Source organism: Vibrio sp. JCM 18905, assembly GCF_055393305.1.
In genome coordinates this window covers 287,681-302,848 of record NZ_AP043878.1, presented here as the reverse complement: position 1 = coordinate 302,848, position 15,168 = coordinate 287,681, and the positions used below count along the sequence as shown (strand labels likewise).

13 protein-coding genes are annotated in these 15,168 nt (G+C 45.0%); 6 read left to right on the top strand and 7 right to left on the bottom strand.

The genetic code is table 11. From position 1 onward, the window contains the following. Positions 1-11 precede the first annotated feature (11 nt). From ACZ5ZC_RS01145 to napF, 5 genes are all read right to left on the bottom strand, one after another. Positions 12-590 carry a NapC/NirT family cytochrome c gene (locus ACZ5ZC_RS01145; RefSeq protein ID WP_005398274.1) on the bottom strand — a complete coding sequence of 193 codons (579 nt, stop codon included), beginning with the start codon at positions 588-590 and terminating at the stop codon, positions 12-14. Positions 591-618: 28 nt separating this feature from the next. Next, positions 619-1,074: a nitrate reductase cytochrome c-type subunit gene (locus ACZ5ZC_RS01140; protein WP_031780699.1), complete on the bottom strand. Its 456-nt coding sequence runs from the start codon at positions 1,072-1,074 to the stop codon at positions 619-621. A 78-nt stretch (positions 1,075-1,152) separates the two neighbouring features. Then, complete coding sequence (gene napA, locus ACZ5ZC_RS01135; RefSeq protein WP_006741149.1) at positions 1,153-3,642, bottom strand: periplasmic nitrate reductase subunit alpha; 2,490 nt, start codon at positions 3,640-3,642, stop codon at positions 1,153-1,155. Beyond that, positions 3,639-3,947: a chaperone NapD gene (locus tag ACZ5ZC_RS01130; protein WP_005398456.1), complete on the bottom strand. Its 309-nt coding sequence runs from the start codon at positions 3,945-3,947 to the stop codon at positions 3,639-3,641. The genes napA and ACZ5ZC_RS01130 overlap by 4 nt, the downstream gene beginning before the upstream one ends. 42 nt (positions 3,948-3,989) lie before the next feature. After that, positions 3,990-4,475 carry a ferredoxin-type protein NapF gene (napF, locus tag ACZ5ZC_RS01125; protein WP_005398455.1) on the bottom strand — a complete coding sequence of 162 codons (486 nt, stop codon included), beginning with the start codon at positions 4,473-4,475 and terminating at the stop codon, positions 3,990-3,992. A gap of 247 nt (positions 4,476-4,722) precedes the next feature. On the opposite strand from napF, the gene narQ reads away from it, so the two are divergent. Next, positions 4,723-6,459, top strand: coding sequence for a nitrate/nitrite two-component system sensor histidine kinase NarQ (gene narQ / locus ACZ5ZC_RS01120; RefSeq protein ID WP_282175099.1), 1,737 nt, complete (start codon positions 4,723-4,725; stop codon positions 6,457-6,459). Continuing rightward, positions 6,446-7,078, top strand: a complete 633-nt coding sequence (locus tag ACZ5ZC_RS01115) for a response regulator (protein WP_005398453.1) — start codon at positions 6,446-6,448, stop codon at positions 7,076-7,078. The genes narQ and ACZ5ZC_RS01115 overlap by 14 nt, the downstream gene beginning before the upstream one ends. A gap of 90 nt (positions 7,079-7,168) precedes the next feature. On the opposite strand, the gene ACZ5ZC_RS01110 is transcribed toward ACZ5ZC_RS01115, so the two are convergent. Further along, positions 7,169-7,342 (bottom strand): hypothetical protein, encoded by a 174-nt coding sequence (locus ACZ5ZC_RS01110; RefSeq protein ID WP_005373524.1) that lies wholly within the window; start codon positions 7,340-7,342, stop codon positions 7,169-7,171. Between the two features lie 261 nt (positions 7,343-7,603). On the opposite strand from ACZ5ZC_RS01110, the gene ACZ5ZC_RS01105 reads away from it, so the two are divergent. Both ACZ5ZC_RS01105 and pepT read left to right on the top strand, forming a co-directional pair. Continuing rightward, complete coding sequence (locus tag ACZ5ZC_RS01105) at positions 7,604-8,467, top strand: DUF6279 family lipoprotein (protein ID WP_041853083.1); 864 nt, start codon at positions 7,604-7,606, stop codon at positions 8,465-8,467. Positions 8,468-8,637: 170 nt separating this feature from the next. After that, positions 8,638-9,876, top strand: a complete 1,239-nt coding sequence (gene pepT / locus ACZ5ZC_RS01100) for a peptidase T (RefSeq protein ID WP_199804267.1) — start codon at positions 8,638-8,640, stop codon at positions 9,874-9,876. A gap of 79 nt (positions 9,877-9,955) precedes the next feature. On the opposite strand, the gene ACZ5ZC_RS01095 is transcribed toward pepT, so the two are convergent. Then, on the bottom strand, positions 9,956-10,420 hold the full coding sequence (locus ACZ5ZC_RS01095) for a dCMP deaminase family protein (protein ID WP_005373515.1): 465 nt from the start codon (positions 10,418-10,420) through the stop codon (positions 9,956-9,958). Between the two features lie 417 nt (positions 10,421-10,837). Here ACZ5ZC_RS01095 and vmeY point away from each other — a divergent pair, with 417 nt between their 5' ends. After that, positions 10,838-11,965 carry a multidrug efflux RND transporter periplasmic adaptor subunit VmeY gene (gene vmeY / locus ACZ5ZC_RS01090; protein ID WP_464931665.1) on the top strand — a complete coding sequence of 376 codons (1,128 nt, stop codon included), beginning with the start codon at positions 10,838-10,840 and terminating at the stop codon, positions 11,963-11,965. A gap of 8 nt (positions 11,966-11,973) precedes the next feature. Continuing rightward, on the top strand, positions 11,974-15,126 hold the full coding sequence (vmeZ, locus tag ACZ5ZC_RS01085; protein ID WP_046875892.1) for a multidrug efflux RND transporter permease subunit VmeZ: 3,153 nt from the start codon (positions 11,974-11,976) through the stop codon (positions 15,124-15,126). Positions 15,127-15,168: the final 42 nt, after the last annotated feature.

Here is a 15,168-nt window from a genome sequence, read left to right as displayed (position 1 = left end):
GGGAAGTCTCCTTAGTGCCAGCCTTCAACGCCGCTCATGTCCGGTAGTTTGTGCGCGATGCCTTTGTGACAATCAACGCAGGTTTTCTCTCCAGAAGCTAGCGCAGTAGAGTGCTGTTCCGCTGCTCGTGAGCCTTGTTGAGAGTAATCCATATAATCAAACTCGTGACAGTTACGACACTCAAGAGAGTCATTCTTTTTCATTCGTGCCCACTCTCGCTCAGCAAGGTGTCCTCGACGCTCTTGGAACTTCTCTGGTGTATCGATAGTACGCAGAACATAGTGAGCGAATAGCTCTTTGGATGCTTGTACTTTACGAACGATCTTATCTGTCCATTCATGAGGAACGTGACAGTCTGAGCAGATGGCACGAACACCAGAACGGTTAGAGTAGTGAATTGTTTCTTGAATTTCAGCAACGATTGGTGCGTGACAGCCAGAACAGAACTCTTCTGTGTTGGTTGCTTCCATACCTGTGTTGAATGCGCCCCAAAACAAAAGACCGCCAGCAAAACCTAAGAACAAAACCACACCAGCGGCAGCTTTACTTGGGTTCTTCAGTCTTTTCCAAAACGCTTTAAGTATTTTCATAAATAACCTCTTCGTACTCGCGTTTCAATTACTGAAGCGAATCAACTGCCTCGAACTTGTTTTCAACTAGTGGCTTAGCATTAGTTTGTGGCACGTGGCATTGCAAACAGAAGTAACGACGAGGAGACATATCCGCCAATACAGCATCTTCTCGGTTTACATAGTGCGTTACGCTAATTTTAGTCGCGCCTGACTCTTTTGCATTTTTCCAGCTGTGGCACGCAAGACACTTATTAGCATTTAACGACACTTCGTAGTGACGGATGCTGTGTGGGATCAACGGTGGTTGATAAACAAAGCTATCTTCAACAATCTGATCTTTAGGGAAGTCTTTGAACTCATCTGCTGGGCGTGTGTCTTCCAATTGAGACATTCCACGTAGAGACTCTAGACCACCAATGCCACCTGGATTATCTAACTCAGCTTGCGCAATGCCTGTCACTAAAGCACCTACAGATAAAAGTGCGACAAGTAATTTTTTCATCATTTCATCTCCGCCTTTATGGCTTAAATTCTTTATTAGGCCGCCATAGTGACGGCCGTAGCATTCGGTATCTGAAGGTTAAGCAATCTTAGTGATTTTGACTGGACACTTCTTAAAGTCTGTCTGTTTAGACAGTGGGTCAGTCGCATCTAGGATGAGCTTGTTAATCAAAATACGTGCATCAAAGAACGGTACGAATACCAAACCTTTTGGCGGACGGTTACGACCGCGAGTTTCAACACGAACGCGTACTTCGCCGCGTTTGTTTGCCATGAGTACTTCTTCACCACGACGAACGTTACGCGCTTTTGCGTCTTCAGGGTGCATGTAACACACTGCGTCTGGTACTGCTTTGTATAGCTCAGGTACACGACGAGTCATGGTGCCTGTGTGCCAATGTTCAAGAACACGACCAGTACATAGCCACATATCAAACTCATCGTTTGGCACTTCTGGTGGCGCTTCATATGGTGCAGAGATAATCTTCGCTTTGCCGTCAGCATTGCCGTAGAAATCCCAACCAGAACCTTCTTTTGCGTATGGGTCAGAACCTTCTTTAAAGCGCCACTGTGTTTCCTTACCATCAACAACTGGCCAACGTAGACCACGCACTTCATGGTAACGGTCGTATGGTGCTAAATCATGCCCGTGACCACGGCCAAATGTTGCGTATTCCTCAAACAGACCTTTTTGAACATAGAAACCGAAGTGGTGGGCATCGTCATTCAGTTCGCGTGCTTCTTCGATAGGGAACTTGTCGACATTACCATTGCGGTATAGTACGTCGTACATGGTTTTACCACGGTACTGAGGCGCTTTCGCTAGTAGCTCTTCAGGCCACACTTCTTCCATTTTGAAGCGTTTCGAGAACTCCATTAGCTGCCATAGGTCAGATTTTGCCTGACCGACCGTGCCCACTTGTTGGTACCAAGCTTGAGTACGACGCTCTGCGTTACCGTAAGCACCTTCTTTCTCAATCCACATTGCAGTTGGAAGAATAAGGTCTGCTGCTTGCGCTGTTGCCGTCGGGTATGGGTCAGACACAACGATGAAGTTTTCTGGGTTGCGGTAACCTGGAAGACGTTCTGTGTTGATGTTTGGACCTGCTTGCATGTTGTTGTTACATTGAACCCAGTAACAGTTCAGGACACCATCGTTCAACATGCGGTCTTGCAATACGGCGTGGAAGCCAGGTTTTGGTGGAATCGTACCTTCTGGCAGTTTCCAGATGTCTTCTGCAATCTTACGGTGTTTAGGGTTAGCAACCACCATGTCCGCTGGTAGGCGGTGAGCAAACGTACCAACCTCACGAGCCGTACCACACGCAGATGGTTGACCCGTTAGTGAGAATGGGCTGTTACCCGGAGTCGAGATCTTACCGGTTAGTAGGTGGATGTTGTAAACCAAGTTATTCATCCACACGCCACGAGTATGTTGGTTCATACCCATTGTCCAAAGTGACATTACTTTCGTATTTGGATTGGCGTATTGCTTCGCAAGCTCGATAAGCTTCTCTTTTTCAACACCAGAGATTTCAGAGGCTTTCTCAGCGGTGTAAGGTGCAACAGACTTTTTGTACTCTTCGAAAGAGATAGACGTTAGCTTGCCTGAGTTAGGATTCTTCGCTGCTTTTTGTAGCGGGTCATCGTCACGTAGGCCGTAACCGATGTCGGTATCTGCTTGAGTGAAGTTCGTGTGCTTGTTCACGAAGTCCCAGTTTACCGCATCGTTTTCGATGATGTAGTTCGCGATGAAGTTAGCAATCGCTAGGTCAGATTGTGGATTAAAAATGTAGCCGTGATCTGCCAACTCAAATGAACGGTGGTAGTAAGTAGAAAGTACGTTCACTTTAACGTGAGGGTGACTTAGGCGACGGTCAGTAATACGAGTCCATAGAACAGGGTGCATCTCTGCCATGTTCGAGCCCCATAGAACGAATGCGTCTGCGTTCTCAAAGTCATCGTAACAACCCATCGGCTCATCGATACCGAATGCGCGCATAAAGCCAACTACAGCAGAAGCCATACAGTGACGAGCGTTTGGATCAATGTTGTTTGAACGGAAGCCCGCTTTCATTAGCTTTGACGCAGCGTAGCCTTCCATTACTGTCCATTGGCCTGAGCCAAACATACCTACGCTTGTTGGACCTTTTTTCTCGAGGGAAGCTTTCCATTTCTCAGCCATGATGTCGAAAGCGTCATCCCAAGAGATAGGTGTAAATTCACCGTCTTTGTGGAATTTGCCATCTTTCATTCTCAGCATCGGCTGAGTCAGGCGGTCTTGACCGTACATGATCTTAGAAAGGAAGTAGCCTTTAATACAGTTTAGGCCTTTGTTTACTGGTGCTTCTGGGTCACCCTGTGTTGCTACCACTTTGCCATTTTGAGTACCAACAAGAACAGAACAGCCTGTACCACAGAAACGACAAGGTGCTTTGTCCCATGTGATTTTGGTTTGATCAGAGCTTGCAATCAGGTTGGCTGCAGATGCTGGTAGTGTCACACCTGCGACAGCAGCAGCTGATGCAGCCGCGTTTGCTTTCACAAACGCACGTCTTGTCATTTTCATACTTCACCCTCGATTTGGGAATGTTGTGTTCCAGTGTCTTCTTCATCCGTTTCTTCAAGCCCAGTTTCGATTTGGTGATAAACCAATACCGTGCTCAAGACATTCGGTAAATTGTTAATGGCATCGATAGTGTCTGTGATAAAACCTTGGTTCTCGGTTTCAAGCACGACGATAATCTTGCCTTCTGGACTATCACCATAGATTTCCGCATTTTCATGTGCTTCGATCTGTTGTTTGATTTCGTCCAGATGTTCTGGCAGTACGTGTACTACCAAACTTGAAATATGCACTTCATTTAGTGACATATAGCTCTCTCATTTATTGCCTTTTGGCCGACGACATACGGCTTAGGCTGTTATATTGCTCACATTGATGGATGAAGTCGGGCACACTGAAACACAGGCGCCGCAGCCGTTACACTCATCAAGGTCTAAATTGGGTTGTGCTACTTTCCCCAGCTCTAATTTGAACTGAATTGCCATCGGGTCGCACATATCCCCACAGCTTCGGCATTCGACATTTTGTTTTGCTAAGCAGCTATCGTTGATGCTTGCTTTCGCTTGCCAAGGTTGCTCTGTTTTTGGCAAGAAAAGGGGCTCAGGACAGGCGTCTGCACACTGATAACAAAATGTGCATTCATCAATAGAAAAATCGACCGAAGGGAATCCGCCATCACTTTTAGTTATAATCTTTGTTTCGCAGGCCTCAATGCATTTACCGCAGCGAGTGCAATCGTCCGTAAACTGTTCTGGCTTGGTTAACCAAGGCAAACGTACGGCGTTGTCGGGGTGCGCTTTTCTTGCAAAGAGTCTTCTTCTGGAAAGGTCTACCACTTAGTCACCTCGAAACTTGGAACCCAAACTAAGCATAGTCCACAATTTTCATTAATAAACTGTCATTTAAACTAACGAAATTGTAGTTTTTGACATATTTGTATAAATACCTCTTAGGAGGTAAATGGGATGCAATATTGTTTTGGATCAATAAATTCCGTCGCAGGTGATCACATATTGATAAAGTTGAAAGGTAATGGGTTCATTGCACGTACAAATAGGGTTGTTAATGGGCGAGGAACTCAGATTGTTTAAAAATGTGAAAAAGTCAGTGACGCGCACGATTGCGTCCGCGATGCTTCTTATTTTGCTGCTTTCAGTTGCTACGACTGGTTTTGCAATTTTTACGTTAGCGTCAAGCTTGAATGATGCAGAAGCCGTCAATGTTGCTGGCTCGATGCGAATGCAAAGCTACCGTCTGGCGAATGATATTCAGGTTAAATCTGTTGACTATTCTTCACATATTGACGCATTTGAACATTCGATATACTCACCTTCCATGAAAGCACTCCAGCATTGGTCAGTGCCAGAAGACATTACTCATGATTACTACCGTCTTATTATGAGATGGCATGAGCTCAAGTCGGTGTTGAGAGGAGACAACCCGGCGGAGTACCAACTCCTAGTGGCTGGTTTTGTAAAGCAGATCGATGAGTTTGTATTTAAGCTGCAAAGCTTTTCGGAGCAAAAGCTGATTAACTTAGCTTGGATTGGCGGGTTAGGGTTAGGCGGTATCCTTTGTGTCAGTATGTTTGTTGTCCATTTTGTGCGCCTCGAAGTTGTACGGCCTTTGCGTGCTTTAGTTTTTGCTAGCGAGCAAATTAAGAATCGCTCATTTAATATATCGCTTGATGTATCCAGCGATAATGAAATGGGGATCCTGACTCGAACCTTTAATCGGATGGCGACGGACCTTGGTAAGTTATACCGAGGGCTAGAACAAGCGGTTGATGAAAAAACGCGTAAATTACAGCATGCGAATCAGTCTTTAGAAGTATTGTATGACTCGTCGAAAGAGTTAACGGCTTCGCGTATTAATCAGGATAACTTCCAAGCCATATTACAACATATTGCAAGTCTTGAAGGCATTAAAGCGGTCAAACTTGAAATAGAGCAATTGGGAGAACCGAGTTGGATATTGATGGAAGGGGAAGAGTGCTGCCACGACTGTGATGAAGATTGCCACAGTAAGGCTCTAACGTTGGACGGTGAACACTTAGGCTATTTGTATTGGAAGGCAGGGCTACCTTGTCCGAATGAGGCACTGATTGACAACTTTGTGCAGATTTTATCGCGTGCCGTGTATTACAATCGAGCCCAACGCCAAGCAGAACAAATCCTACTGATGGAAGAGCGAGCCACCATTGCTCGGGAACTGCATGATTCATTAGCTCAAGCACTCTCTTATTTAAAAATTCAGGTCGCTTTATTAAAGAGAAGCGTAAAGAATTTGCCTGATGAAAAAGCGATAGCTCAGGCGAATCAAGTCATTGCCGAGTTGGATACGGGCTTATCTGCTGCTTATACCCAACTACGCGAATTACTGACGACGTTTCGTCTTACGATTAAAGAGGGCAGTTTTGGCCAAGCATTGCAAGATATGGTCGAAACGCTCAACGAACAAACCGCCGCTGACATTACGTTAAAAAATAGACTTTCTTCAACTGAACTGGATGCACACCAGCAGGTTCATTTACTACAGTTGATTAGAGAAGCGGCAATTAATGCCATCAAGCATGCGCAAGCAGATAATATTCACATTCAATGTCTTGATAATGATGGAAAAGTCACAGTAACCGTTACCGATGATGGAATAGGCTTTGAACATCAAGACGAAAAATTAAATCATTACGGTATGAGTATCATGCAAGAGCGAGCCGCTAGGCTGCATGCCGATCTTCACATTGAAGCATCGATCAACAAAGGCTGTACCGTAAAACTAGAATTCCAACATAGTAAGGAAGTAAACAGTGACAGTGTGTAAAGTAATGCTGGTGGATGACCATCCACTCATGCGACGAGGTATTCACCAACTTTTAAGCTTTGAGCCTGAGTTTGAAGTCGTTGCAGAAGCAAGTAATGGCGCAGATGCGGTAGCGAAAGCGCATGAGCTGGAACTGGATCTTGTACTTCTTGATCTCAATATGAAAGGCATGTCAGGCCTCGATACCTTACAAGCGCTACGTGCTGATGGTTGTGAAGCTCGAATTGTTATCTTAACCGTATCGGATAGTCCTGCTGACATAGAAGCAATAGTTCGAAGTGGCGCAGATGGCTATTTATTGAAAGATACTGAGCCTGATGAGCTGGTTGAGTTGCTAAAACAAGCGCATCAAGGCGACAAAGCTTACAGCCAAGAAGTTTCTAAGTATTTGAGTGAGCGTTCAGGACAAGAGGACGTTTTTGATACGCTGACGGATCGCGAAACGCAGATCTTAAGAGAGGTGGCAAGAGGTTTCCGCAACAAGCAGATTGCCGATCGTCTTTTTATTTCTGAATCAACGGTTAAAGTGCATATGAAGAGTTTACTTAAAAAGCTTCAAGTTCCTTCTCGTACTGCGGCAACCGTTCTTTATCTTGAGCGCTTTGGCGACATCAAATAATACAGTTGAAGAACAATCCCAAACCACCAATGGAATCAATCGTTTAGCGTGATTTTAATAATAAAAAAAACCGCCTTTAAGGCGGTTTTTTTATTTGTCTGGGCGAATAGAGTACAAGTCACTGTTGTGCTTACCGCACTCTAAATAGTACTGATAAGCCACTTTTTTGCTTTCAGCAATGACTCTCATGCAGTGCATTTTCCCCTGTTCAAAATATCGAATCTCATATTCTACACTGGTATCAAGTTGCTCAGCGGCTGCCATACTTCGCCTCCATAAACCATCCAAAAAACATCCATGCAAATTATATGCCGTTATAGGGAGCGTCGTTCGGTGCATTTTTTAGCCGATAATTGCGCTCTAACTCACTTTTTTGCGGATAGCTGTGATCAAAAAGTTAATTTCAAACTCTATATATTATTAAGGTGGCAATCAATATTTGTCACACTGGTGTAAGTTTGCCGCAATATTAAGTGATACAAGTTGAGTATAGAACTTAATCAATAGAAAAGGGAATACGAATAAGTGACTAAATTACAGGGTGTATCTAATAAGGTGCTTCGCTATGGCCTTCTATTTTGTTTCGTATTTCTTCTTGCCGGATGTACGAAGAAGTTTCTATACAGCAATATCGATTGGTTCGTTATCGATTACATAGAGGATTATGTTTCTCTGCAAGGTGAACAAGAAGTCTTGGTCGAAGAACGCTTATTATTGTTAGCAGAATGGCATAAGAAAGAAGAATTACCGTTATATATCGATCATTTAAAAGAGCTTGAGGGATTAAAAGCGAACGATATCACCCTAAATTATTTGCAGGAAAATCGAGATAGAATGCGAGCGCATTACGATAGAGTGGTAAGCAAAGCGGCACCAGACCTTTTTGCTTTGAGTTTACAGTTAACGAAAGATCAAGAACGGGAATTTCTGAGTAATGTACAAGAGCATTATCAAGAGCGAAACGCAAAATATGCGGATAAAACGGAAGATGAAATACGTGAAATTATTCTAGATAACACAGAAGAATGGATGGAAGAGTGGTTGGGAAGTCTATCAGAAAGTCAGCGCCAATTAGCTCAAACGTTTTCTCAACAAGTCACTCTTAACAGTCCTTTATGGAGAGGTTATCGAGCAACGATATATCAAGAGCTCGAATATCTGTTCGACAACAAGTCCAATGCTGTCACTTATCAGGATATATTTATGCGCCTGTTGTTCGAGCCAGAGAGCTATTACAGTGAGCAGCTTTCTAAAAATATTGATTCTAACTTTGTGCTGGTCGATCAACTGACATTAGATATTTCTCAATCTATGACCGATAAACAATGGCGTCATTTTCGCGGTAAGGTAAAAGAGTGGCGAGTACTAGCTGAGGAATTATTAGATTAGATTCATGCTTCAATTGACGAGGGGATGTGCATTAGCCTTTCTTATGAAAAAATGATTCAAAGCAAATTCTTATTGAGCTAAGAGCGTAACATAGCTTGAGGTTTGATGAGGTAAGGTCAGCTTACTGATGGTTGATAAAGCCTCATCGTATAAAAACAATGAGAATAAATATGAAACATTTAGTTGAAAGATTTCTTCGCTACGTCACGTTCGATACCCAATCAAATCCACATGTTACGCTTTGCCCAAGCTCGCCTGGTCAGCTTGTGTTTGCTGAGTTGCTTAAGAAAGAGATGATCGAACTTGGCTTAAGTGATGTGACATTAGATAAAAATGGCTACTTGATGGCTAGACTGCCAGCTAACGTTGATTATGAGGTGCCGCCTATCGGCTTTATTGCCCATATGGATACCGCGCCTGACGCCTCAGGAAAAAACGTAAAGCCGCAATTTATTGAAGATTATCAAGGTGGCGATATTGCGCTAGGGTTGGGGGATGAAGTGTTATCTCCGGTGCAATACCCAGATTTACATCATCTACATGGCCATAACCTTATCACTACCGATGGCACTACATTACTTGGCGCGGATAACAAAGCTGGTATTGCTGAGATTCTCTCTGCGGTCGCGCTGTTACTAGAAAATCCAGACATTCCACACGGCGACATTCGTATCGGCTTCACACCAGATGAAGAGATTGGCCGGGGCGCAGATTTATTTGATGTTGAAAAGTTTGGCGCGAAATGGGCATACACTATTGATGGTGGCCCGCAAGGTGAACTGGAATACGAAAATTTTAATGCGGCAAACGCCGATGTGATTTTTCATGGTGTCAGCGTTCACCCTGGTACTGCAAAAGGTAAAATGGTTAATGCGATGAACTTGGCTGCGAAATTTCAGGTTCAAATGCCTCAAGATCAAACTCCCGAAACAACAGAAGGCTACGAAGGGTTCTTCCATTTAAAATCGGCAGAAATGGGCGTGGCGCGAAGCGAACTTGGTTACATTATCCGAGACTTTGATCGTCAGGGCCTTGAAGAGCGAAAAGCCTTTATGCAGAAACTCGTTGATGACATGAACGCGGGCTTACGTCATGGTTCTGTAGAACTGAAAATAACAGACAGCTATTACAATATGAGAGAAATGGTTGAGCCTTACCCGCATATCATTGAGTTAGCGAAGCAAGCGATGGAAGCGTGTGATGTTGAACCGATTATAAAACCTATTCGTGGTGGTACAGATGGCGCACGTTTATCTTTTATGGGGTTGCCGTGCCCGAATATCTTCACTGGTGGTTTTAACTTCCATGGGATTCATGAGTTTATTTCGGTTGAAATGATGGAGAAATCAGTGCTTGTCATCGTCAAAATTGCTGAACTCACCGCGAAAAAAACACGGTTAACAGACTAGGTCGAGCGGTTCTTGTCGATTGAATGGGGGAAAATAGCCCAGAGTCATCTGGGCTATTTTTAAATTCAAAAACGAAACATTAACGTACGTCTTTGTCTTCAATTTCAATGTCTTCTAGTGGTAGCCAGTCGACTTTCACACCCGCTTGATCGAACATGTCTTGGCTGACTTGGATTTTATCTCCCCAGCGAGATAGAAAGTCTTCAGATTGCTCAGGGCAGTGCACGTGTGAGATCCCTGTTTGAATGATCTTTGCCGCGCAGTTAGGACATGGAAAATGAGTCACCCAAATATCACATCCGTCTAAATCACGTTTTGAGAACAAAATTGCGTTCTCTTCCGCGTGTAGTGTTTTAAGGTATTTCAACTCGCGTTCATCGGTATCGACACTGTCAGAAACACCGTGCGGGTAGCCATTAAATCCAACAGATACAATGCGATTCTGTTTAGTGATAACTGCACCGACTTGTGTTGATGGGTCCTTACTCCATGACGCCACTAGTTCTGCCATCTGGTAAAAGCGTTTTGCCCATTTAGAAATCATAGTCATCCTCTCTGTCGAAGGCGTTGAATTAATTGAATGATAACCCATTTATATTAAAAAAATAGTCAAAATCGGGGTCTTGAGTATGAAGGCGTCATTTTTTGTCTTTTTAACCATAAAACGTTCTTATCTTGAGCACCGAATCTCACTTTCCGTCTTTATACGATATCTCACATAATGTTTCCTAGCGCCTCTAAATGCACGATGCCTGAGAGTGTATATCAAATAGTTATGATTGAGCTGTTTGTATATTGCTCATTAAATATCACTGTTAACTAAATTACTTTATTTTCTTTTTGTTTCTCATGTTTACATTTAGAAACATTTTGGGGGCTTTTGAGTGAAGTTTTCAGTTGCAGCAAGGAGTAAGGTTGATGGGAATTCAACAATATCCTGTTCTATAAAGACGGTAAATACATGCAAAAGAAACCACTTGTCGCACTAATGGCGGCTACAGCAATCCTCGCTGGATGCGGGGAAGCTAATAATGCCCAAAGGGAAGGCCAGGCGCCTCTCGTAGTGACTCAGGATGTCACGGTTATCGACTACCAACCGAGCAAGTCTTATATCGGTCGCATTGAAGCAGTAGAAGATACCAATATTACCGCGCAGATTTCTGGCTATTTAAAAGCTCGTCACTTTGAAGAGGGGCAAATGGTAGAAAAAGGACAGCTTCTTTATTCTATCGAGCCATCTTCTTTTGAAGCACAAGTCGCGAGCGCTAAAGCGGCACTTGCACAAGCAAAAGCCGCGCTAAAAAAAGCGGAACTAGACCACACCCGAGGTAAAAACTTGTTGCCTCGTGGTAGTATCTCTCAATCTGAGTTTGACGCCTTAACTGCGGCACTTCTTGGTGCGAAAGCAGAGCTAGAAGCAGCAAATGCTCAGCTTAAGCTTGCTGAAGTTAACCTTTCTTATACTCAAATCCGAGCTCCGTTCAGCGGTCGCATTAGCGATACCAAAGTGAGTACTGGTGATCTTGTTTCCCCTTCATCTGGCGTGCTGACGACATTGGTGAGCTTAGACCCAGTGCATACTTCATTTAGTGTGAGTGAGCGCGAGCGTTTAGCCATGGGTATGGATCAAGTCAAAGGCGACGGCTCAGCAGAATCAAACAGAGTTGAAGTTCAGCTTGAGCTGGAAAATGGTCAGTTTTTTGAGCATCTCGGTAAGCTCGATTTCTTAGGTAATCGTATTGATACCAAAACTGGTACGATTGCAATGCGTGCGCTAGTGCCAAACCCAGATCAGAAGTTACTTCCGGGTCAGCACATCAAAGTGAACTTGAGAGATAAGAACACGAAAGACGTTATTGCTATCCCACGACGTGCCGTACAGACTGACTTAGAAGGTGACTTTGTGATGGTGATGGCTGAGGGAAGTGTGGCAGAGCGTCGTAACGTCGAGCTTGGACCTCAGGTTGAACAAGGCATTATCATTCGAGAAGGCCTCGAACAGGAAGATACGGTTATTACACAGGGCCTACAGCGTGTGCGTAATGGTGTAGAAGTGCGCATTCAAACACCTGCTGAAGATAAGCAGTAGGGGGCACTATGTTAAGTCGTTTCTTTATTCAGAGACCTAAATTCGCGCTGGTTATTTCGATCATATTAACGCTAGCAGGCGCGATCTCACTGGCGATTTTGCCAGTGGCGGAGTACCCACAGATAAGTCCGCCATCAGTCAGCGTTTCGGCATACTACACCGGTGCGAGTGCGGAAGTTGTCGAGCAGGCCATTGCGGACCCCATAGAGACGTCGGTCAATGGCGTTGAGGACATGATATACATGTCTTCAAAGAGCGCGAACGATGGCTCATACAGCCTAAACGTCACGTTCGATGTCGGGACCGATCCAGACATGGCGCAAGTAAACGTGCAAAACCGTGTGTCACAGATCGAGTCAAAACTGCCTCAAGAAGTGCGCATGGTTGGTGTGACGGTGAAAAAGCGTTCACCTGACTTGCTGATGGTACTTAACTTCTATTCACCTGATGGCAAATACGATGATCAGTTCTTGATTAACTACATTAACTTGAATGTAAAAGATCAGCTGGCTCGTGCGAAAGGTATCAGTGAAGTTAACGTGATTGGTGGTGGCGAATACGCAATGCGTGTTTGGTTAGACCCTGAAAAAATGGCCAACCTTAAGCTAACCACGTCAGACGTATACGCCGCTTTGGCTGAACAAAACGTTCAAGTTGCGGCAGGGCGTGTTGGTGCAGCACCATACAACAATCCTCAAGAAGTTCAGTTTAACCTTGTGACCAAAGGTCGCTTGGAAAGCGTGAGCGAGTTTGAGAACGTTGTCCTTCGAGCTAATCCAAATGGTTCCACGGTTTATCTGAAAGATGTCGCTCGTGTCGAACTAGGTAAAAAGTTCTACGATGGTAACGGTAAATTCCGTGGTCAGGACGCGTCAATTGTTGCATTGTCTCTTCAATCGGATGCGAACGCGTTAGAAAGTGGTCAGGCCGTCATGGAGCTGCTTGAGGACTTGAGTAAAAACTTCCCTGAGGGCATGGCGTATGAGACCAGCTACGATACAACCGTGTTTGTATCTGAATCGATCAAAGGGGTAGTCAAAACACTGATTGAAGCGATTCTATTGGTGATTGCTGTAACTTACTTGTTTTTGGGTAGTGCGCGCGCAACGTTGATTCCTGTTGTTGCGATCCCCGTTTCTCTGATTGGTACGTTTGCCATCATGCAGGCGACTGGCTTCACCATCAATACGGTCACTTTGTTTGGCTTGATCCTCGCGATTGGTATCGTGGTGGACGATGCGATTCTGGTTATCGAAAACGTCGATACCACCATGGCGAAAGACCCAACCATTTCACCGCGTAAAGCGACATTGCTAGCGATGAAAGAAGTAACGGGCCCAATCATCACGTCGACCTTGGTTCTACTTGCGGTATTCATACCCGTCGCCATGCTGCCAGGTATCACCGGTATCATGTATCGCCAGTTCGCTTTGACCATCTGTATTTCGGTTGTTATTTCATCCATCAATGCATTGACGCTGTCTCCAGCACTTTGTTCTTTGGTATTGAAGCAGGGTGGGGGCAACACCGCTAACTGGTTCCAGGCTTTCAACCGAGGCTTAGAGCGTATCACAACGCGTTATGGTCAGGTCGCTGGTTTCTTGGTGAAGAAATCTTTGCTGCTCGTGACGTTCTTTATAGTCGCTATCGCGGCGGTCACTTTCTTTGCGAAAACCACCTCAACAGCGTTTGTTCCTCAAGAAGATAAAGGCATTTTGCTGGTTAACGTTCAGCTACCAGATTCAGCTTCTTTATCTCGTACTGAAGAAGTCACCAATGATTTAATGAACATGATTGGTGAAGAGCCTGGTGTGGATGGCGTGACGGTTGCGAACGGTTACTCGTTTATGACAGGCGCAGCAGCATCAAACGGTGCATCTGTGTTTATCAAACTGCATGACTGGGATACTCGTAACTCGTTGCAAGGGGAGCACTCTGCCAATGCCATCGCGGCGCGTATTAACGGTCGTGCTGCAACAGAGTTGCCTCAAGCGGTTGTGTTTGCGATGGGGCCACCAGCGGTTCCTGGTATGGGGGCAGCGTCTGGTTTTGAGTTTGTGCTTGAAGATACGCTAGGGCGAAGCCGTACCGATTTGTCGATGGTCATGGGAGAAATGATCCAAGCGGCCAACCAAGCCCCTGAAATTGCCTACACGTTTAGCACGTTCCGCGCGAATGTTCCGCACTACTACGTTGATATCGACCGTGAGAAAGCGCAGCAGTTGGGTATTTCGCTATCGTCTATTTTCCAAACCTTGCAAGGCAACTTAGGTTCGCTTTATGTGAATGACTTCACCATGTTTGGTAAGAACTTCCGCGTAACCATGCAAGCTGATAGCCAGCACCGTAGCAGCATGGAAGATCTAGAGCGTTTCCATGTTCGTTCTTCGAACGGTGATATGGTTCCGCTAAGTACGCTAGTGAGCTACGAGCAAGTGTTTGAGCCTGATGTGGCATGGCGTTACAACATGTACCGCAGTGCTATCATTCAAGGCCAACCAGCACCGGGTTACTCTAGTGGTGATGCGATTGCTGCAATGGAACGCGTTGCTGCTGAAGTTCTCCCGCAGGGATACACGTATGAATGGACAGGTATGGCTTATCAGGAAGTACTTGCGGGTAACCAAGCCATTTATGCGTTTGCGCTGGCTTTGATCTTCATTTACTTGTTCATGGTGGCACAATATGAGAGCTGGAGTATTCCATTAGCCATCATTTTGGTGGTGCCAGTAGCAACGTTAGGCTCCTTCTTGGCGTTGAATCTGACTGGGACACCGCTTAACTTGTATGCGCAAATTGGTCTTGTCTTGCTCATAGCCTTGGCGGCGAAAAACGCAATTTTGATTGTGGAGTTCGCCAAGCAAGAACGTGAAGAAAAAGATGCTGATATCGATAGTGCTGCGGTTAAAGGAGGCACGTTACGTTTCCGCGCTGTGAATATGACATCTTGGTCGTTTATCCTGGGTATCTTCCCGCTGATCTTCGCCGCAGGTGCTGGGCACGTGAGCCAAAACTCGCTCGGCGTGTCGCTGATTGGTGGTCTATTGTGTGTGCTTCTAGCAGGTACATTCTTGATCCCAGGCTTCTACGCTCTGGTGCAAAGACAGCGTGAGAAAGTTCATGGCGGCAACACCAAGCTGGTTCCTCTTGATGATGAGTAATCACACCCGCTGTGCACAGTAGAGCACGAAGTTAAAGTCGAA